17 protein-coding genes and 1 pseudogene are annotated in these 19,881 nt (G+C 71.4%); 8 read left to right on the top strand and 10 right to left on the bottom strand.

All coding sequences use genetic code 11. From position 1 onward, the window contains the following. Nucleotides 1-4: 4 nt before the first annotated feature. The 5 genes from ACIQMX_RS15100 to ACIQMX_RS15080 all read right to left on the bottom strand — a co-directional run bounded on the left by ACIQMX_RS15100 (nt 5) and on the right by ACIQMX_RS15080 (nt 5,905). Nucleotides 5-1,054 carry an ABC transporter permease gene (locus tag ACIQMX_RS15100; RefSeq protein ID WP_363065593.1) on the bottom strand — a complete coding sequence of 350 codons (1,050 nt, stop codon included), beginning with the start codon at nt 1,052-1,054 and terminating at the stop codon, nt 5-7. Beyond that, nucleotides 1,051-2,583: a sugar ABC transporter ATP-binding protein gene (locus tag ACIQMX_RS15095; protein WP_363065591.1), complete on the bottom strand. Its 1,533-nt coding sequence runs from the start codon at nt 2,581-2,583 to the stop codon at nt 1,051-1,053. The genes ACIQMX_RS15100 and ACIQMX_RS15095 overlap by 4 nt, the downstream gene beginning before the upstream one ends. Before the next feature lie 220 nt (nt 2,584-2,803). Further along, the gene (locus tag ACIQMX_RS15090) at nt 2,804-3,985 is read right to left on the bottom strand and encodes an ROK family transcriptional regulator (protein WP_363065589.1); all 1,182 of its coding nucleotides are present in this window, start codon (nt 3,983-3,985) and stop codon (nt 2,804-2,806) included. A 227-nt stretch (nt 3,986-4,212) separates the two neighbouring features. Continuing rightward, the gene (locus tag ACIQMX_RS15085) at nt 4,213-4,890 is read right to left on the bottom strand and encodes a GntR family transcriptional regulator (protein WP_363065587.1); all 678 of its coding nucleotides are present in this window, start codon (nt 4,888-4,890) and stop codon (nt 4,213-4,215) included. 64 nt (nt 4,891-4,954) lie between these two features. Further along, entirely contained in the window at nt 4,955-5,905 is a 951-nt protein-coding gene (locus ACIQMX_RS15080) for a beta-ketoacyl-ACP synthase III (RefSeq protein ID WP_363065585.1), read from the bottom strand. A 308-nt stretch (nt 5,906-6,213) separates the two neighbouring features. Here ACIQMX_RS15080 and fdhD point away from each other — a divergent pair, with 308 nt between their 5' ends. Then, nucleotides 6,214-7,062, top strand: a complete 849-nt coding sequence (gene fdhD / locus ACIQMX_RS15075) for a formate dehydrogenase accessory sulfurtransferase FdhD (RefSeq protein WP_363065583.1) — start codon at nt 6,214-6,216, stop codon at nt 7,060-7,062. A gap of 1 nt (nt 7,063) precedes the next feature. Here the strand turns inward: fdhD and ACIQMX_RS15070 are convergent, their stop codons facing one another. After that, on the bottom strand, nt 7,064-8,113 hold the full coding sequence (locus ACIQMX_RS15070; protein ID WP_363065581.1) for a bile acid:sodium symporter family protein: 1,050 nt from the start codon (nt 8,111-8,113) through the stop codon (nt 7,064-7,066). Nucleotides 8,114-8,231: 118 nt separating this feature from the next. On the opposite strand from ACIQMX_RS15070, the gene ACIQMX_RS15065 reads away from it, so the two are divergent. The 4 genes and pseudogenes from ACIQMX_RS15065 (at nt 8,232) to ACIQMX_RS15050 (ending at nt 12,864) form a co-directional block, all read left to right on the top strand. Continuing rightward, nucleotides 8,232-9,134, top strand: coding sequence for a LysR substrate-binding domain-containing protein (locus tag ACIQMX_RS15065; protein WP_363065579.1), 903 nt, complete (start codon nt 8,232-8,234; stop codon nt 9,132-9,134). Between the two features lie 344 nt (nt 9,135-9,478). Continuing rightward, complete coding sequence (locus ACIQMX_RS15060) at nt 9,479-11,278, top strand: AMP-dependent synthetase/ligase (RefSeq protein WP_402478480.1); 1,800 nt, start codon at nt 9,479-9,481, stop codon at nt 11,276-11,278. Nucleotides 11,279-11,470: 192 nt separating this feature from the next. After that, nucleotides 11,471-12,307 carry an aldo/keto reductase gene (locus ACIQMX_RS15055; protein ID WP_363065575.1) on the top strand — a complete coding sequence of 279 codons (837 nt, stop codon included), beginning with the start codon at nt 11,471-11,473 and terminating at the stop codon, nt 12,305-12,307. Between the two features lie 82 nt (nt 12,308-12,389). Further along, nucleotides 12,390-12,864 (top strand): annotated as a pseudogene (locus tag ACIQMX_RS15050) (RICIN domain-containing protein). 19 nt (nt 12,865-12,883) lie between these two features. Here ACIQMX_RS15050 and ACIQMX_RS15045 read toward each other — a convergent pair. The 3 genes from ACIQMX_RS15045 to ACIQMX_RS15035 form a co-directional block, all read right to left on the bottom strand. Further along, complete coding sequence (locus tag ACIQMX_RS15045; protein WP_402478033.1) at nt 12,884-13,819, bottom strand: class I SAM-dependent methyltransferase; 936 nt, start codon at nt 13,817-13,819, stop codon at nt 12,884-12,886. 99 nt (nt 13,820-13,918) lie between these two features. After that, entirely contained in the window at nt 13,919-14,590 is a 672-nt protein-coding gene (locus tag ACIQMX_RS15040; RefSeq protein ID WP_402478030.1) for a response regulator, read from the bottom strand. After that, nucleotides 14,565-15,740, bottom strand: a complete 1,176-nt coding sequence (locus tag ACIQMX_RS15035; RefSeq protein WP_402478029.1) for a sensor histidine kinase — start codon at nt 15,738-15,740, stop codon at nt 14,565-14,567. The genes ACIQMX_RS15040 and ACIQMX_RS15035 overlap by 26 nt, the downstream gene beginning before the upstream one ends. Nucleotides 15,741-15,941: 201 nt before the next feature. Here ACIQMX_RS15035 and ACIQMX_RS15030 point away from each other — a divergent pair, with 201 nt between their 5' ends. The 3 genes from ACIQMX_RS15030 to ACIQMX_RS15020 all read left to right on the top strand — a co-directional run bounded on the left by ACIQMX_RS15030 (nt 15,942) and on the right by ACIQMX_RS15020 (nt 19,442). Further along, nucleotides 15,942-16,157 (top strand): hypothetical protein, encoded by a 216-nt coding sequence (locus ACIQMX_RS15030; protein WP_363065565.1) that lies wholly within the window; start codon nt 15,942-15,944, stop codon nt 16,155-16,157. 5 nt (nt 16,158-16,162) lie between these two features. Then, entirely contained in the window at nt 16,163-18,346 is a 2,184-nt protein-coding gene (locus ACIQMX_RS15025) for an MMPL family transporter (RefSeq protein WP_402478026.1), read from the top strand. A 133-nt stretch (nt 18,347-18,479) separates the two neighbouring features. Next, on the top strand, nt 18,480-19,442 hold the full coding sequence (locus tag ACIQMX_RS15020; protein ID WP_402478024.1) for a LysR family transcriptional regulator: 963 nt from the start codon (nt 18,480-18,482) through the stop codon (nt 19,440-19,442). 14 nt (nt 19,443-19,456) lie between these two features. Here the strand turns inward: ACIQMX_RS15020 and ACIQMX_RS15015 are convergent, their stop codons facing one another. Further along, a complete protein-coding gene (locus ACIQMX_RS15015) occupies nt 19,457-19,762 on the bottom strand; it encodes a 4a-hydroxytetrahydrobiopterin dehydratase (RefSeq protein ID WP_402478021.1) in 306 nt (101 codons plus the stop codon). Between the last annotated feature and the right edge of the window lie 119 nt (nt 19,763-19,881).

Below are 19,881 nucleotides of genomic sequence, written 5' to 3'. Positions count from 1 at the left end.
AAGGTCAGGTCTCCCCGTGGGCCGACGTCCGGCGCTGGACGAGGACGGCGGCGACGATGATCGCGCCCTTGGCGATCTGCTGGACATCGCTCTGCAGGTTGTTGAGCGCGAAGATGTTGGTGATCGTGGTGAAGACGAGGACGCCCAGGACGGATCCGACGATGGTGCCGCGGCCTCCGCTGAGCAGGGTGCCGCCGATGATCGCGGCGGCGATGGCGTCGAGCTCGTACAGGTTGCCGTTGGTGTTCTGGCCGGAGCCGGACAGGATGATCAGCATGAAGGCGGCGATGCCGCAGCAGAGCCCGGACAGCAGGTAGAGGTAGAGCCGCTGCCGCCGTACGTCGATCCCGGCCAGCCGGGCCGCTTCCGCGTTCCCGCCGACGGCGACCGTGCGCCGGCCGAAGGTCGTACGGTTCAGCACCAGCCAGCCGACGACGGTGACCACGGCGAACATCATGACCAGCGGCGGGACGCCGAGGACGTACGCGTCCGGCAGTCCCAGGTCCAGGACCGACTTGACGGTGACGATCTGCGTCTTCCCGTCGGTGATGTTCAGGGCCAGTCCGCGGGCCGACGCGAGCATCGCCAGAGTCGCGATGAACGGCACCAGCCTGCCGTACGCGATCAGCACACCGTTGACGAGTCCGGCGCCGAGGCCGACCAGGACGGCGGTGAAGAGGATGCCCGCGAAGCCGAAGTCCTGGGTGGCGAGCGTCGTCGCCCAGACGGAGGCGAGGGCGACCATGGCGCCGACGGACAGGTCGATGCCGCCGCCGATGATGACGAAGGTCATGCCGACGGTGACGACACCGATGACGGACGCCTGGGTCAGGATCAGCTGGAGGTTCCCGGTGTCCAGGAAGGCGTCGGGTTCGGTGATGCCGCCGACGATCACGAGCGCGGCGAGGACGCCGAGCAGCGAGAGGTTACGGACGTCCGCGCGCAGCCCGAAGGCGCGCGGGGACCGGTCCTTCTTCGGGGACGCGGGGACGGACACGGGCGCGTGGGCCTTGTCCGGCCCGCTCTGCTGCGCCGATGAGACGGGCTGCGTCATGACGTCGGGCTCCCTTCCATCACGAGGTCGAGTACGCGGTGCTCGTCGAGTTCCCCGGCGTCCGCCGTATGGACGACGCGCCCTTCACGGAGGACCAGCACCCGGTCGGCGAGGCCCAGGACCTCGGGCACTTCGCTGGAGACGAGCAGAACGGCGAGGCCTTCGTCGGCCAGCCGGCGGATCACGGCGTAGAGCTCGGCGCGCGCGCCGACATCCACTCCGCGGGTCGGTTCGTCGAGCAGCAGCACCCGGCAGCCGCGCAGCAGCCAGCGGGCGAGGACCGCCTTCTGCTGATTGCCGCCGGAGAGGGTGCGGACGGGGGTGTCCGGGTTGTCGGGGCGCAGGGAGAGTTCGCGGGTTGCGGCGCGGGCCGCCTTGCGTTCGGCTCCCCGGTCGACCCAGCCGGCCCTGGAAAAACGGGACATGGAGGATACGGAGACATTGCGGGTGACGGATTCGAGCATCAGCAGGGCCTGTGCCTTGCGTTCCTCGGGGGCGAGGCCGATGCCCGCGGCGACGGCGGCGCGTACGCTGCCGGGCCGCAGCGGCCTGCCCGCGACCGTGACCCGTCCGGCGGTGGCCTTGCGGGCGCCGTAGATGGTCTCCAGGATCTCGGAGCGCCCCGAGCCGACGAGGCCGGCGAGGCCGACGATCTCGCCGGGCCTCAGCTCCAGGTCGACCGGGTCGAACTCGCCCTTCCTGGTCAGTCCTTGGACCGTGAGGACCGGGTCCGGGGCGGGGCGGGCGTCCTCGGGGACGGCTTCGGGCCGGGGCGGGAAGACGTACTCGACGTTGCGCCCGGTCATCATGGCAACGATGTCGCGCGTCGGCGTGGAGTCGGCGGGGAGTCCGCCCGCGACGGCGCGGCCGTCCTTGAGCACGGTCACCCGGTCGCCGATCCGGCGGATTTCCTCCAGGCGGTGCGAGATGTAGACGACGGCGACCCCGTCGGCGGTCAGCGAGGCCACGATCCTGAAGAGGTTGTCGACCTCGTCGGGGTCGAGGGCGGCCGACGGTTCGTCCATCACGATGAGGCGTACGTCGTGGGAGAGCGCCCGCGCCATGGAAACGATCTGCTGCTGGGCGGCGGAGAGTTGGCCTACCGGGCGGGCGGGGTCGATCTCCGGGTGGCCGAGCCTTCTCAGCAGGGCGGCCGCCGACGTGCGGCCCTCGCGGGTGCGGACGACGAAGCCGGCGCTGGTGGGTTCATGGCCGAGGAAGACGTTCTCGGCGACCGACAGGCCTTCGACCAGGTCGAGTTCCTGGTAGATGGTGGCGATCCCCAGACGCATCGCGGTGATGGGCGACTTGAGTACGGCGGGCGCGCCGCACCAGGTGATCTCGCCGTCGTCGGGCTGGTGGGCCCCGGCAAGGACCTTGATGAGCGTGGACTTGCCGGCGCCGTTCTGGCCGAGGAGGCAGTGGACTTCGCCGGCCTGGACCTCCAGGTCCACGCCGTCGAGGGCGCGCACACCGGGGAAGGACTTGGTGATGCCGGACATGGTGAGCAGGGGTGGTTCTGGAGCCATGACGAATCCCCTCGGCGGATGGGGTGCCCCTGCGCGGGCGAGTCCGGAAGCAGGGGGAAGGGCCGGTGAGCGGGCAGGGCGCAGTGCGGTCCCGGGGGTGTCCCCGGACCCCGGCCTGGGCGCGGGGCGGTGCCTTTGGTGCCGTCGGGCCTCGATGCGGGCCGGTACGGGTGCGGGATCGTGCGGGTGAAGGGGCCTGCGGGTCGGGGTGGGTGAGGGATCAGGCGGGTGAGAAGAGGTGGTCGCTGATGAGCCTGGCCGCGCCGATGACACCGGCGGCGGGTCCGAGCTCGCCCAGCACGATCGGGAGGTTTCCGGTGGCCAGCGGCAGGGACTGCCGGTAGACCTGGGTCCGGACGCTGGCCAGCAGCGTGTGGCCCAGTCCGGTCACCCCGCCGCCGATCACCACCAGACCGGGGTTGAAGAAGCTGACGAGTCCGGCGATGACCTGTCCGACCCGGTTGCCGCCTTCGCGGATCAGGTCGAGCGAGGTGGGGTCGCCGGCGGCCGCGGCGGCGGCGACGTCGGCGGCGGTGAGTTTCCCGGACGCCTCCAGCCGGGCCGCGAGCTCCAGGGACTGTCCGGCGCGGGCCGCGTCCTCGGCGTCGCGGGCCAGGGCGGCGCCGCTGAAGTGTGCTTCCAGGCAGCCCCGGTTGCCGCAGGCGCAGGGGCGGCCGTCGGGTTCGACCTGGATGTGGCCGATGTCGCCGGCGCTGCCCGTCGTACCGCGGTGGACCTCTCCGCCGACGACGATGCCGCAGCCGATACCGGTGCCGATCTTGACGCAGAGGAAGTCGCCCACGGAGCGGGCGACGCCCGCGTGCTGCTCCCCCATCGCCATCAGGTTCACGTCGTTGTCGACCATGACGGGGCAGCCCAGGTCCTGGCTGAGCGCCTCACGGACCGGGAAGCCGTCCCACCCGGGCATGATCGGCGGTGCGACCGGAATGCCTTCGGGGAAGCGGACCGGTCCCGGTACGCCGATGCCCGCGCCGTCGAACCCTTCGGCGAGCCCGGAGGCCCGGAGCTTGGCCGCCATGGACAGCACCTGCTCGAAGATGGCGACGGGGCCTTCGCGTACGTCCATGGGGTGGTTGAGGTGCCCCAGGACCTCCAGTTCCGCGTTGGTGACCGCCACGTCGACCGAGGTGGCGCCGATGTCGACGCCGAGGAAGCGCAGTGCCGGGGCGAGCCGGATGTTGTGCGAGCGACGCCCGCCGCGGGATGCGGCGAGTCCGTCGGCCACGACAAGGCCGGTCTCCAGCAGTCTGTCCACCTCGACGGCGAGCTTGGAGCGGGAGAGATCGACCTGATCCCCCAGCTGTGCCCGTGAGTTGGGCCCGCCGTCGCGCAACAGCCGGAGCAGTCGCGCCTGATGCGCATTCGCGGGTCGTGCCGTCATCCGTCTCACGCGCCCCTCCCCGCCACATCGGCCTGTCCGTCGGGCTTTGGAGGGGAACGTAGCAGCGCTTGCCGGGAGTGGGAAGAAGTTGCGCAGGAATCGACTACAACTTTCTCCACCCTGAGGACAAAGGGGGGTGGCGGGGCCCGCCCGGCCCGCCGGGCCGGGCACGGAAAACGTCCCCGATCGCGGCGTGGCCGGCGATCGAGGACGTGAGCGGCGAGGCGCTACGCCTCTTCGCGCCGGTGGTACGTCTGACGGGTGTGCTCGGTGTGGGTCCGCATGATCGCCGTCGCCCGCTGCTCGTCGTGCGAGGAGATCGCGGCGATCAGGGAGCGGTGCTCGATCCAGGACTGCGTACCGCGCTGCCGGGCGACGGGGGTGTAGTACCAGCGGACCCTGCGGTCCACCTGCCCGGCCAGTTCGGCGAGGACCACGTTGCCGGCCAGTTCCATGACCTTGGCGTGGAACGCGGCGTTGGTCGCCACCGCCAGGTCCACGTTGTCGTCGGCGACGGCCTGTTCACCCTTGGCGCAGAGCTCCTCCAGCGCGGCGATGCCCGCCGGGGCGGAGTTGGCGGCCGCGAGCCGTGCGGCCTCCGCCTCCAGGAGCGTACGGACCGAGAGCAACTGGTCCGCCTCCTCCTGCGTGGGTTCGTGGACGAACGCACCCTGGGCGGGTCGCAGATCGACCCATCCTTCGGTGTTGAGCCGTTGCAACGCCTCACGCACCGGCTGCCGGGACACGCCCAGGTGCCCGGCCAGCTCGCTCTCGACCAGATGCTGGCCGGGACGGAGCGCCCGGGTGGTGATGAGTTCGAGCAGCGCCTCGTAGACGCGCTCGCGCAGCGGACCGGGCCGCTCCAGCTTCGGCACGGCCCCCTGCGGCAGTCCTGTGGACAACATCGCGGTCCCCCTCCGGGCGACGAGCAATTGCTTATCGTCTACAGTCTACCGATCTCACTCCCCCTCAGGGACAGCGGATGACCTGTCCCGCGTAGCTCAGGTTGCCGCCGAAGCCGAAAAGCAACGCCGGGGCACCGGTGGCGACCTCGCCCCGCTCCACCAGTTTGGACAGGGCCATCGGGATCGAGGCCGCGGATGTATTACCGGAATCCACCACATCCCGGGCGATGACCGCGTTGACGGCACCGATCTTCCGGGCGACGGGCTCGATGATCCTCAGATTGGCCTGATGCAGCACCACGGCGGCGAGGTCCTCGGGCGTGATCCCCGCCTTCTCGCACACCTTGCGCGCGATGGGGGGCAGCTGCGTGGTGGCCCAGCGGTAGACGGACTGCCCTTCCTGAGCGAAGCGCGGCGGCGTGCCCTCGATCCGTACCGCGTCCCCCATCCCCGGCACGGAACCCCACAGGACCGGTCCGATGCCGGGCCCGTCGGCCGTCCCCGGGTCGGCGACCACGACCGCGGCACCGGCGCCGTCGCCCATCAGCACACAGCTGGAGCGGTCGGTCCAGTCGACGATGTCGCCCATCTTGTCGGCGCCGATCACGAGCGCCCGCGTGGCGGCGCCCGCCCGGACGGCGTGGTCCGCGGTGGCGAGGGCGTGGGTGAAACCGGAACAGACCACGTTGATGTCCATCACCGCGGGCGAGGACATGCCGAGACGCGCGGCGACCCGGGCCGACATGCTGGGCGAGCGGTCGATGGCCGTGGAGGTGGCGACCAGGACCAGATCGATGTCGGCCGGCTGGAGGCCCGCGGCGGCGAGCGCCTTGGCCGCGGCGTGCGCGGCCAGCTCGTCCACCGGCTCGTCGGGGCCGCCGAGGTGCCGGGTCTTGATGCCGACGCGGCTGGTGATCCACTCGTCACTGGTGTCGACCATGGCCGCCAGATCGTGGTTGGTGAGCACCTTGGCGGGCTGATAGTGGCCGAGCGCCACGACACGTGAGCCGGTCATGTTCAGGTTCCCCTCGCTACATATGGCAGGAACCATCCAGTCTTGGTCGCTACCGTCCGGTACAAGGGCACGTGATCCCACAGGAATACCGCCCGGAGGTTGGAGGCTTGACGACAGCCCGGACCCCCGGCATCGCACATCGTAGGCAGTATCCTGTCGACTTTGCGGTGCCTCCAGCGCCTCGCCGCCCGTGCAGGACAATGAGATCGTCGAGGTCACCTCGCCGCACGCGACCCTGTGACCAACGCATCCTCCGCAGCAAGGGCCGTAGCGGCTTCCATCACGCACAGAAATCGGGTCTGACTGTCATGGGACGGGTCACCGAGCGCCGCCGCACCATCCGCATCCGGGACGGAGCCGTCTCCACCCGCCCGGACACCCTCGTCGCCGAGGAACCGCTGGAGATCCGGCTGAACGGCAAGCCGCTCGCCATCACCATGCGCACCCCGGGCGACGACTTCGCACTCGCGGCCGGCTTCCTGGTGAGCGAGGGCGTGATCGGCGAGGGCTCCGAGGTGCAGTCGATCGTGTACTGCGCCGGGGCGACCGCCGACGGGGTCAACACGTACAACGTGGTGGACGTGAAGCTCGCGCCCGGTGTCGTGGTCCCCGACATCACGCTGGAGCGCAACGTCTACACGACGTCGTCCTGCGGCCTGTGCGGCAAGGCCAGCCTGGACGCGGTCCGCACCACGACCCGGCATCCGGTCGCCGACACTCCCCCGGTCCGCGTGACACCCGAACTGCTGGCCGGCCTCCCCGACCGGCTGCGCGCCGCGCAGCGGGTCTTCGACCGGACCGGTGGCCTGCACGCGGCGGCTCTGTTCTCCGAGACGGGCGAGCTCATGGACATACGGGAGGACGTCGGCCGGCACAACGCGGTCGACAAGCTGGTCGGCCGCGCCCTGACCGACGGCCGGCTGCCGTTGTCCCGGGCGATCCTGCTGGTCTCGGGCCGCGCCTCGTTCGAGCTCGCGCAGAAAGCGGTGATGGCCGGCATCCCGATGCTGGCGGCCGTGTCGGCGCCGTCGTCCCTGGCGGTCGACCTGGCGGCCGAGACCGGACTGACCCTGGTCGGATTCCTGCGGGGCCCATCCATGAACGTGTACGCGGGAGAGCACCGCATCGCCCTGAAGGAGCCGGCCGGGCGCGGCTGAGCTACTCCTGGTGGAGCGCGGCCGCTCGGCCCGCCGCGGCGGTCTCCCGCGAAGCCGCACCTGCGGAGGCGTCCTCCAGGGGATCCCGGGCCCGGCGCTTCGCGATCACGGCGCAGACCATGAGCTGCATCTGGTGGAAGAGCATCAACGGCAGCACGGCGAGACTCGCCTGCGCGCCGAACAGGACGCTGGCCATCGGGAGTCCCGACGCGAGGCTCTTCTTGGAGCCGGCGAACTGGATCGCGATGCGGTCCTCGCGGCCGAAGCCGAGCCGCTTCGCGCCGTACCAGCTCACCGCGAGCATGGTGGCGAGCAGGACCGCCTCGACGGCGAGCAGGGCGCCGAGCCGGGCCGGGGTGACCTGGTGCCAGATGCCCGCGACCATGCCCTCGCTGAACGCGGTGTAGACGACCAGCAGGATCGAACCCCGGTCGACGTAGCCGAGGACCTTCTTGTGACGGGTCAGGAAGCCGCCGATCCAGCGGCGCAGCAGTTGTCCCGCCACGAACGGCAGCAGGAGCTGGACGCCGATCTTCAGCAGGGCGTCCGCGGAGAAGCCGCCGCCGTCGCCGCCGAGGAGCGCCGCCGCGAGCAGCGGGGTGACGAAGATGCCGGCGATCGAGGAGAAGGAGCCCGCGCAGATCGCGGCGGGCACGTTGCCGCGGGCGATCGAGGTGAAGGCGATCGACGACTGGATGGTCGAGGGAACGAGACAGAGGAAGAGGAGACCGCTCTGCAGCTGAGGAGTCAGTACGTACGGCACCAGCCCCCCGCTCGCCAGGCCCAGCAGCGGAAAGGCGACGAACGTGCAGACCAGAACGGTGAGGTGGAGCCGCCAGTGCTTGAGTCCTTCGACGGCCTCGGCGGTGGAGAGCCGGGCGCCGTAGAGGAAGAACAGGAACGCGACCGCCCCCGTGGAGGCCCCGCCCGCCACATCGGCCGCGGTGCCCGAGGCCGGCAGCAGAGCCGCGAGGACGACGGTGCCGAGCAACGCCATGATGTACGGATCGACCGGCAGCCAGGACGGCAGTCGCGGGGTTCGGCGGCTCATGTGCTCCACGTGTTCTCTCGTTAAGAAGCGTGCGCCCACCATCCTGCGCCCGATCGCCCGCATCGGGAATCCCGTATACCGCTCTGACTGTCATCACGATTCCCGATAACCTGGCCCCATGTACGACCCGGCGCAGCTGCGCACCTTCCTCGCCGTCGCCCAGACGCTCAGTTTCACCGCGGCCGCCCGCCGGCTCGGGGTGCGGCAGTCCACGGTCAGCCAGCACGTGCGGCGGCTGGAGGACGCGACCGGGCGCCAGCTGTTCACCCGGGACACGCACCGGGTCGATCTCACGGTGGACGGCGAGGCGATGCTCGGCTTCGCGCGGACGATCCTGGAGGCCCACGAACGGGCGTCGGCGTTCTTCACCGGCACCCGGCTGCGGGGGCGGCTGCGCTTCGGGGCCTCGGAGGACTTCGTGCTGACCCGGCTGCCGGAGATCCTCCAGTCGTTCCGCCGCGACCATCCGGAGGTCGAGCTGGAGCTGACCGTCGAGCTGTCGGGAACGCTGCACCAGCAGCTGGCAGCGGGCCGCCTCGACCTGGTGCTCGCCAAACGGCGGACCGGGGACACCCACGGGGAGCTGGTCTGGCAGGACGCGCTGGTCTGGATCGGTGCGCCCCGGCTGCGGATCGACCCGGACGGGCCGGTGCCGCTGATCCTCTTCCCGCCGCCGGGGATCACCCGGGCGCGCGCGCTGGAGGTACTGGAGGAGCAGGGCCGCTCATGGCGGGTCGCGTGCACGAGCGGCAGCCTCAGCGGGCTGATCGCGGCCGCCCACGCGGGGCTCGGAGTCATGGCGCACAGTCGCGGCCTGGTCCCGCCGGGGCTCGTTCCGGTGGCGGCCAGGGCAGGGCTGCCGGACCTCGGTGACGTGGACTTCGTCCTGCTGCACGGGCGGCGCCGGGGCGGTGCGCAGCAGGCGGCGGACGCGCTGGCCGCGGCGATCCTGGCGGGCGGCGACCGGCTGATCCGTCCGCGCGGCGGCGTGGGCGCGATCAGTCCGCAGGACCGCGCATGACGGGGTGCGGGGAGGGGGAGGATCAACGGGACACGGCGGCACCGGCGGAAGCGGCCCGACCCGGCCGGCCCGGCAGCGGCGGACGGATCGCCCATATCCGTACACAACCGCGTGATCACGGCGTACAGATTCGGTGGAGATTCCCGCGCGAGCCACTTACTCCATGGTCAGAAGCGTGCCCGGGCCTTGCCCATCTGGCCGGATTTCACCACCTGCCCCGTGCATAGGGCACCTGGTCCGGGCTGTTCCCGGCACTCCCGGAGCGGCGTCCGGTGGGGTAGCGTCACGGCGCTGTGCGGAGCGCCACAAGGAGCAGGTCATTGCGTGAGTTCACTGTCCCACCCATGGCGGCCGCGCCCCACGTAGGCGGGCTCGCCGATGTCGTCTTCGACTACGCCGACGAGGATCCGCACCGGGTCGCGCTCGGCCGGAAAGATGCGGACGGACGCTGGCGGGATGTCACCTCGGCGACGTTCCGTGACGAGGTGCTGGCGTTGGCCAAGGGGCTGATCGCGCACGGCGTGCGGTTCGGCGACCGGGTCGCGCTGATGTCGCGCACACGGTACGAGTGGACCCTCTTCGACTTCGCCCTGTGGACGGTGGGCGCCCAGTCCGTGCCGGTGTACCCGACCTCCTCGGCCGAACAGGTCCTGTGGATGCTGCACGACGCCGAGGTGTCGGCGGTCATGGTCGAGCACGAGGACCACGCGATGACCATCGCCTCGGTGATCGACCAGCTGCCGCAGCTGAAGCGCCTGTGGCAGCTCGACGCCGAAGCGGTGAGCGAGCTCGCCGAGGCCGGCGCCCATGTCGAGGACGAGGTCGTGCACCGGCACCGGCGTTCCGTGACCCCCGACTCGGTCGCCACCGTCATCTACACCTCGGGCACCACCGGACGCCCCAAGGGCTGTGTGATCACGCACGCCAACTTCATGTTCGAGACGGAGACGATGGCGTCCCGCTGGGAGTCGGTCTTCCACTCCAAGCCGGGCGACGAGGCGGCGACGCTGCTCTTCCTCCCGCTGGCACACGTCTTCGGACGGATGGTGGAGGTCACGGCGATCCGCGGCCGGGTGAAGCTCGGCCACCAGCCGGAGCTGTCGGCGAAGGCGCTGATGCCGGACCTGGTGTCGTTCCGTCCCACGTTCATCCTGGCGGTGCCCTACATCTTCGAGAAGGTCTTCAACGGTGCCCGGCGCAAGGCCGAGGCGGAGGGACGGATCGCTCCTTTCGACAAGGCCGTCGACATCGCGGTGAAGTACGCGGAGGCGATGGAGGCGCGGGCGTTCGGCACCGGCCCCGGTCCGTCCGCCGGGCTGCGGATGCAGCACCAGTTCTTCGACAAGGTCGTGTACAAGAAGGTGCGCGAGGCGATGGGGGGCCGGATCCGGCACGCCATGTCGGGCGGCTCGGGGATGGACCGGCAGCTGGGGCTGTTCTTCGCGGGCGCGGGCGTCACCGTGTACGAGGGGTACGGCCTGACCGAGACGACGGCCGCGGCCACCGCCAACCCTCCGGAGCGCACCCGGTACGGCACCGTGGGGCAGCCGATCCCCGGCACGACCGTGCACATCGCCGACGACAGCGAGGTCTGGGTGTACGGCGCCAACGTGTTCGGCGGCTACCTGGGCGACCCGAAGGCCACGGCCGGGGTCCTCAACGACGGCTGGCTGGCCACCGGCGACCTGGGCGCGCTGGACGAGGACGGCTATCTGACGATCACCGGGCGCAAGAAGGAGATCCTGGTGACGTCCGGTGGCAAGAGCGTCTCGCCCGCCGGCCTGGAGGAGCGGGTGCGGGCGCATCCGCTGGTGGCGCAGTGCATCGTCGTCGGCAACGACCGGCCCTACATCGCGGCCCTGGTCACCGTCGACCAGGAGTCCGTGGAGCACTGGCTTGCGATGCAGGGGCGGCAGGCGCTGACCCCGGGAGAGCTGGTGCGGGACCCGGATCTGGAGATGGAGGTGCGGCGCGCGGTGGTCGCGGCCAACACGGCGGTCTCCCAGGCCGAGTCGATCCGGACGTTCCGGATCCTGGCCCACCAGTTCACCGAGGAGCACGGCCTGCTGACCCCGTCGCTGAAGCTGAAGCGCAAGGCGATCGAGACGGCGTACGCGGCCGAGGTGGACGCGCTGTACCGCTGACCGGCCCCGGCCGGTGGCGCGCGCCGGGGAGGAGCCGCGCGCACGGCACCTGCGGCTCCGTGCGTGTACCGCTCCGGCGGCACGCCGCGGGAGTACCGTTTCCGGTGAGAACGGTGCCCGTGCGGGAATGTGCGGGCCGCCTTGATCGTTCACTCTGGGAGTCCCACCCCACAACGTTAGGATCGACCGCTCGTGAGCCAGGTCCCCTCCCTCACCCTCAACAACGGCGTCGAGATGCCGCAGCTCGGTTTCGGAGTCTGGCAGGTGCCGGACGACGAGGCCACGGCAGCGGTCGCCACCGCCATCGAATCCGGGTACCGCAGCATCGACACCGCCGCGATCTACCAGAACGAGGTGGGCACCGGAAAGGCGATCACGGCCTCCGGTGTCGCCCGCGAGGAACTCTTCGTCACCACGAAGCTGTGGAACTCGGATCAGGGTTACGACGCGACGCTGCGCGCGTTCGACGCCTCCCTCGACAAGCTGGGCCTCGACTACGTCGACCTGTACCTGATCCACTGGCCGGTGCCGGCCAAGGACGCCTACGTCGACACGTACCGGGCGTTCGAGAAGATCTACGCCGACGGCCGCGCGAAGGCCATCGGTGTGTCGAACTTCCTCCCCGAGCACCTGGAGCGCCTGCTGGGCGAGACCTCCGTGGTGCCGGTGCTCAACCAGATCGAACTGCACCCGCAGCTCCAGCAGGCCGAGTCGCGTGCGCTGCACGCCAAGCACGGCATCGCGACCGAGGCGTGGTCCCCGCTCGGTTCCGGCAAGGGTCTCCTGGAGGTCCCGACGGTCGTCGCGGTCGCCCAGAAGCACGGCCGCACCCCCGCCCAGGCGGTGCTGCGCTGGCACCTCCAGACGGGCAACGTGGTGATCCCCAAGTCCGTGACGCCGTCGCGGATCGCGGAGAACATCGATGTGTTCGGCTTCGAGCTGGACGCCGACGACCTGGCCGCGTTCGCGGCGCTGGACGAGGGCAAGCGGCTCGGCCCGAACCCGGGCGAGTTCAACGTCGGCGCGTAACCGCCGCCGATCCACCTGTGACCGCCGCCCGGCCCGGAGCCGGGCGGCGGTCTCGCCGTTCGAGTCGTACGGAGGACCGGAGATGGCCGGGGACACCGCGCCCGTTGTCGGGGCGGGCCCTTACCGGCTGCGCAACGTGGGCAGCGGGCTCGTGCTGGAGGTACGGGACGCCGCGAAGGGCGGCGGCGCGCCCGTGCAGCAGAACGACGTCGACGGATCAGCCGCCCAGCACTGGGAGTTCACCCCCGTCCACGGGCGCGGCGCTGCACCACGTGGTCAACGCCCACAGCGGAAAGCGGCTGGACGTCCGTGGAGCCTCCACGGAGAACGGGGCCGTGATCCAGCAGTGGCGGGCGAACAACTTCGGCGCCCAGGAGTGGCTGGTCGAACGGCACCTGGAGGCACCGGGCACGGTGACGCTGGTGAGCTTCGTCAGCGGACTGGTCCTGGAGGTCGCCGACGGCAGTACGGCGAAGGGCGCGTCCGTCCAGCAGTGGGAGGACACCGACTCCCCCGGCCAGTGGTGGCGGCTGGAGCCGGTGTCCGCACCTTCCTGAACGTCAACGGACTCCGCCCTCAGGCGCGGCGGCCCAGGTGGACCGTACGGGCCATCAGCAGGTAGGTGTCGGGGCGCCGGCGCAGTCCGGCCGGGTCCTCGGGGTCGAGCAGCCGGTCCAGCGCGGCGAGGTCCTCGGCGTCGAGCCGGTCGCCCAGCCCGTCGCGGCGGCGGGTGAACTCGGCGACGACGTGGTCGCGCGCCACGTCACCGAGCGGTGCGGGGAGGTCGAGCAGGAAGCTGCGGGTGCCCTGCGGGGTGAGGCCCACCGCGGCGAACAGGGCGGCCCAGTCCTCGTTCTCGCGCGTGGCGTCGGGCAGAACGGCCCGCATCTCCTCGAACGCCTCGGCGTGCGCCGCCTCCATCCGGGCCTCCAGACCGGGACGGCCGAAGCCGAGGTCGCGCGGGAGCTGGCGCGGCTGCAGTCCGCCCTCGACGAGCGCGACGGTACCGCCCGGGTTCAGCAGCGCGGCGAAGCCGGCCAGGACGGATCGCTGGTCGCCCATGTGGTGCAGCGTGTTGCCCGCCCAGATCAGGTCCGCCTGTCCCAGACCGGCCAGACCGGCCGGCACGTCGGCGTGCAGGGTGGTGACCCGGTCTCCGATCCCGAGCCGCCCGGCCCGGTCCCGGGTGCGCTCCAGGAGGGCGGGGGTGCCGTCCACGGCAACGACCTCCGCGTCGGGGAACGCCTCGGCGAGCAGACAGGAGATCACGCCGGGGCCGCTGCCGATGTCGAGGATCCGCCTCACCTTCGGCGCGTCGGGCAGACCGGCGACCCAGCCGGCCGCCTCCCGGTACTGCTCGCTGCTGAGTTCGGCGTTCTGCTCCAGCAGCGGGCCCATGACGCCCCAGTCGAGGTCGGAGGGGTCCTGGTGATTCCCGTGCGCACCGCCGTGCTCGTGGCCGTGCCCGTGATTGCCGTCGTGGTGGTGACCGTGACCGGTGTGGTTGCTCATGCGCACAGCCTCACCACAGCGGCGGCGCGGGGCAAACTTTGTTGCCGTTACGGCAAGCGATGGCCGTCTCGCGGACCGGGTTCGCCCGCGCTCCCGGATTCAGTCCGCGGGCCGACCGGGGCTGACCATGCGGTACTCATAGGCCATGACCACGACCTGAGACCTGTCCCGAGCACCGAGTTTGGCCATGATGCGGCTGACGTGGGTCTTCGCGGTCAGAGGAGAGACCACCAGCTGTGCGGCGATTTCGTCGTTGGTGCGTCCGGCGGCGATCAGCCGCATGACTTCGCGTTCGCGGGTGGTCAGCACGTCGAGGCGCCGGTCGGGTTCCCTGGGCCCGTCCGGACGGCCGGCGAATTCGGCGATGAGCCGACGGGTGACGGAAGGGCTGATGAGTGCGTCGCCCCGCACGGCGACGCGTACCGCCTGGAGGAGCTCCGCCGGCTCGGTGTCCTTGACGAGGAAGCCCGTGGCGCCGGCCCGCAGCGCCCCGTACACGTACTCGTCCAGGTCGAAGGTCGTCAGCATGACCACCTTCACCGCCGCCAGTTCCTCGTCGGCGGTGATGCGGCGAGCGGCTTCGAGGCCGTCCATCACCGGCATGCGGATGTCCATCAGCACCACGTCGGGCTTCAGTTCGCGGCAGGCCGAAAGGGCGGCCTGCCCGTCGGCGGCCTCGGCGACCACGTGCAGGTCGTCCTCGTCGTCGAGGATGCCGCGGATACCGGCGCGCACGAGGCGCTGGTCATCCACCAGCAGGATCCTGATCATCAGCTGCTCCGCCGATCGGCTCGTGGTGGTCCGGGAACGGTATCCGGCAACGGACGACGAACCCGTCCGCACTGCCGGACCCGGTGCTCAGCGTTCCGCCCAGCGCCTGCGCCCGTTCTGTCATGCCCGCGATCCCGCTGCCGCCCTCACGCCCGGAACGGGTCGCGCCTCGCCCGTCGTCCCGGACGCTGAGCGTCAGTTCCCGCTCGCCGCGATGGATGCTGACGACGACGTGCCCGGCACCGCTGTGCCTGACGGCGTTGGTCAGTGACTCCTGGACGATGCGATAGGCGGCGAGATCCACCGCCGCCGGCAGCGGTGAGCGGCCACCGCTCTGCTCGACGCGTACGTCCAGACCCGCACGAGCGGCCGAGGAGACCAGCTCGTCGATCCTGGACAGACCCGGCGAGGGAGCGGTGGGCGCCTCCTCGTCGACCTGACGCAGTACGCCCAGGGTGGCACGCAGTTCCCGCAGGCCCTCCTTGCTGCCCTGCTTGATCGCGGTCAGCGCCTCCTGCGCCTGGGCAGGGTCCTTCCGCAGCCGGTGCAGGGCGGAGGACGCCTGCACGTGGATCATCGACATGTTGTGGCCGATCACGTCGTGCAGCTCCCGGGCGATGCGCAGCCGCTCCTGTGTGGCGCGCAGCCTCGCCTCCTCCTCGGCGTAGGCGACCCGGCCGTGGCGCATCGCCCCCAGCGCCACCACCGCGACCAGCCAGCCGGTCAGCATGAACACCGCCGTGCCGTTGACATCGCCGGTTCCCACCAGCACTCCCGCCCCCACGCCGATGACCATCACCGCCGCCATGGCCACCGATGCCCGCGTCCGCCCCTGGGCCGCCAGTGCGTACAGCGCGGCGACCGGGACCAGGACGAGCGGGCCGTCGACCGTGCTCAGCAGGTAGTAGACGCCCGTGCCGACCACCGTGAACCAGCCGACCGCCACCGGGTACCGGCGGCGCAGGGGCAGCGCGGCACACACCGCCACCGCCAGGAACCAGGAGCCGGCCACCGACGCGGTCGCGCCCCGGTCCGAGCCCAGTCGCTGTCCCTCGGCCACGCCGGCCAGCACCAGCACGATCCCGGCGAGCGCCAGGTCGGCGCGCGGCCCGGTGGGCAGGCGCAGGCGCGTTGCATCAAGGTGCGGCATTGCTTCATTCTGCCTGCGCCACCAGGAGAGACGGGCCACATGTCCCTATTTGTTCCAAGAAGGCGTGCCGGGGATGTACACGAGGGCCGTGCCGTACATCCGCTGGTGTACGGCAAGGCCCTCACCTCCTGCCACTGGTGCAGGCCGACTGTCAGCCGTGGGCGGACGCCCGCGCCCGGGGTCTGCGAGCACGATCGAGGCGTGTCGTCCTCCCTCGTACCGAGCCGGATCAGTGCCGCCCTCGTCGGCGCACTCGTGGGTGCCGCCGCCGGGATCCTGCTGGTCGCCGTCGCCGGAACATACGCGGTCACGGTCAGCGGTGTGTGCGCCGGGCTGGCGCTCGGTGTGCCCGCGCTCGCCGGCGGAGTCGTGGGCGCGGCGATGACCCCAGGCAACTCACGCTCGAATACGAGGTAGGCGTCATGTCCTCCCCCCGCGGCTCCGCCGCGCCCCTGGCCCCGCCCGCGCCGCAGGGCGTTCCGTCCCCGCCCGTCGGACGGTTCGGTTCCCTGGCGGGATGGGCACAGCGTCATCGCTGGGCCGCGCTCCTGCTCTGGGTGGCCGTGGTGGCCGCCATCACGCTGGGCTCCACCGCCGCCGGCTCCGCGTACCGGAACGACTTCTCGCTGCCGGGCACCGACTCCCAGACGGCCACCGACCTGTTCAAGGAGCACGGCAGTGACCAGGCGGGCGACAGCGTCGAGATCGTCTTCAGGGACACCCGCGGCATCACCGGCGCCCGGGCCGGAATCGAACCGATGCTGGCCGAGGTGAGGCACCTGGCGGGGGTCGCCGACGTGCGCAGCCCCTTCGCCGATGGATCGGCGGTGTCCGAGGACGGCACGATCGCCTATGCGTCCGTCACGCTGGACGGCAAGACGGAGGACGTCCCCAAGGAGGACGTCGCCGCGGTCATCGACACCGCGCAGAGCATCGCCACCGACCACCTCCAGGTCGAGGTGGGCGGCGAGGCGGCGCGCAACGCGGAGGACAAGGCGGGCCCGACCGCCGAACTCGCCGGGATCGGGGCCGCCCTGGTCATCCTGGTGCTGCTGTTCGGCTCCTTGCTGGCGGCATCGCTGCCACTGATCACCGCACTGTTCGCCGTCGGCGGCGCCATCGGACTGATCGCCCTGGCCTCGCACCTCTTCACCGTCGCCGACTTCACCCCGCCCATCCTGATGCTCGTCGGCCTCGGCGTCGGTGTCGACTACGCCCTGCTGATCTTCTACCGCTACCGCCACGAACTCCTGGCCGGCAGCCGCCCCGCGGACGCCGGCCGCAAGGCCCTCGACTCCGCCGGCCGCACGGTCTTCTTCGCCGGCTGCACCGTCATCGTCGCCCTGCTGGGCCTGGTCGCCCTCGGGCTCGGCTCCCTGCAGGGCATCGCCCTGGCGGTGGCCGTCACGGTCCTGATCACCATGGCCGCCTCCCTGGTACTGCTGCCCGCCCTGCTGGCCCTGTTCGGCACGCGTATCCAACGCCATGTCCTCAAGCAGCAGGCCAGGGCCACCGAGAAGGGCAGGACCGAAGGCAACGGCTGGCGGGCCATGGCACGTGCCGTGCAGCGACGCCCGGTTCCGACCCTGCTGATCGGCGTGATCGCGCTCCTGGCCCTGTCCGCACCGGCACTGGGCATGAGGCTGGGCTTCGCCGACTCCGGCAACGATCCCCGGGAGACCACCTCCCGCCACGCGTACGACCTGCTCGCCGAGGGCTTCGGACCCGGCTTCAACGGGCCGCTCATCGTCCTGGTCAAGGGAGACCAGGAAGCCGGCAGGACCGTCCGGGCAACGCTCGCCACCACCGCCGGCGTGGCCGGGGCCGGCCCGGCGATGCCCTCCGGGGACGGCGCCCTGTCCACCGTCTTCGTCTACCCGGCGACCTCGCCGCAGGACGAGGGAACCGTGGACCTCGTGCACCGTCTGCGTGACGACGTGGCCCCGTCCCTGGAGCGCGCCACGGGCGCCGAAGTGCTGGTCGGAGGTGCCACAGCCGCTTCCCAGGACGTCTCCGAGACACTCGCCGACCGGCTGCCCCTGTTCGTCGCCGTCGTCGTGGGTCTCTCCTCGCTGCTGCTCCTGCTGGTCTTCCGGTCGGTCTGGATTCCCGTCAAGGCGGCCATCTTGAACCTGCTGTCGATCTCCGCGGCGCTGGGCGTGATCACCCTGGTGTTCCAGCACGGCTGGTTCGGCGCGCAGCCCGGTCCCGTGGAAGCCTTCATCCCCGCGCTGATCTTCGCGATCGTCTTCGGGCTGTCCATGGACTACGAGGTCTTCCTCGTTTCCCGCATCCACGAGGAATGGACGCGCACCAGGGATCCTTCCCGGTCCGTACGCGAAGGGCTGGCTTCCACCGGCAAGGTCATCACCGCTGCCGCGGCCATCATGATGTTCGTCTTCGGCGCGTTCGTCCTCAGCTCCGACCGCATGCTCCAGCAGTTCGGACTCGGCCTGGCCGTCGCCATCCTGCTCGACGCCGTGGTCATCCGATGCCTGATCGTCCCCGCCGTCATGCAGATGCTCGGCGCATGGGCCTGGTGGCTGCCTGCCCCGCTGGCCCGCAGACTGCCCAAGGTGTCCATCGAGCGCCCCGAGCAGAGCTGACCTCGCCCGCACCGGCGGCTTGTCGCCGTGGCGGGCCAGGACCCGGGCCGGTTGGCCGCCGTCGCGTCGGGCAGGGCGACGCGGCGGCGACTCCCGTATTGCCGGTGGGCTACCGGGGCCATAACTTGCCGTTATGGAGCTGGAGTTGCGTCACCTGCGAACCGTACGTGCGATCGCCGACACCGGAAGCCTCACCAAGGCGGCCGCCGCGCTCGGGCTCGCCCAGCCCGCGCTGAGCGCGCAGCTGCGGCGGATCGAGAAGGCGCTGGGCGGCCCGCTGTTCGACCGGGACCACACGGGTGCGAGGCCGACGCTCCTGGGCGAACTGGTGCTGGAGCGGGCGCGGGTGGTGCTGCCCGCGGTCAGCGAGCTCCAGGAGGAGGCCGTGCGGTTCGCCAACGCGTGGGGGGCCATGGAGCGCTTCCGGCTGGGCGGCACGCACGGACCGCTGCTCGGCGGGCTCGTCGACCGGCTGGCCGCGGCGCACCCGACGGCTCCGGTGTCCACGTACACCGCCTGGTCGGTGACCGAACTGTCCTCGCAACTGGTGGACGGGAGGCTGGACTTCGTCCTCATCGGCACGTGCGGCGAGAGTCCGCCGCCGGCCGCCGACCGGCTGGAGTGGCAGGTCATCGGGATCGACCCGGTCTTCGTGATGCTGCCGCAGGACCATCCGCTGGCCGGGGAGAGCGAACTGGAGCTTTCCGCGCTGGCCGACGAGTGCTGGGTGGACGTGCCCGGCGACGGCTGTTTCGCGGACTGCTTCGTGGCCGCCTGTGCGCGGGCCGGCTTCAGCCCGGTGTCGGTGTACGAGACGGACACCGCGTCCGTCGTCCATCTGGTGCAGGTGGGACGGGCGGTCGGACTGTGCCGGGCGACGTTCCCGCCGACGCCCGGCGTGGTGACCCGGCCGCTGACCGGCTCACCGCTCAGCTGGCGCCATCTGCTGGGCTGGCACCCCCGGTCCGCCGCCGCGTCGGCGGCGGCCGGAGCGGTGAGCGGGCACACCCGGGCGGCGTACGCCCAGGCGGTGGAGCGCAGCGACAGCTACACGCGCTGGCTCGCCGCGCACCCCCGCTTCGGTGCCGCGTCCTGAGCGCCGGACGGGCCCTACTCCGCCCCGTGTCCGGGGGCGACGTCCTCGACCGCGGCGGCCAGGGCCAGGTCCTTCTCGGTGACCTTGCCGCCCGCGTCGTGGGAGTTCACGGACAGGGCGACGGTGTTGTAGCCGAGCGTCAGGTCGGAGTGGTGGTTCAGCTCGTCCTGGATCCGGGCGACGTGCACGGTGAGTGCGGCGGCGGCGAAATGCGAGGGGAGCCGGTAGGTGCGGCTGATCCGGTCCCCTTCCAGCGTCCAGCCGGGCAGATCGCGCAGCCGGTTCTCGATCTCGTCCTTCGGCAACGGTGCGGCGGGCATGCGGTGGCTCCCTCACTTGCGGATGCCGGTCTCACTCCGGGTGCCGGCCTCACCCGGGAGGATCGGTCTCACGCGGGGTGTCGGCCTCACCCGGGAGGGCCGGTCGGCGATGCCGGTGA

Source organism: Streptomyces sp. NPDC091416, from assembly GCF_044756845.1.
Lineage (GTDB): Bacteria > Actinomycetota > Actinomycetes > Streptomycetales > Streptomycetaceae > Streptomyces.
This window is presented reverse-complemented; position numbering and strand designations above follow the sequence as displayed.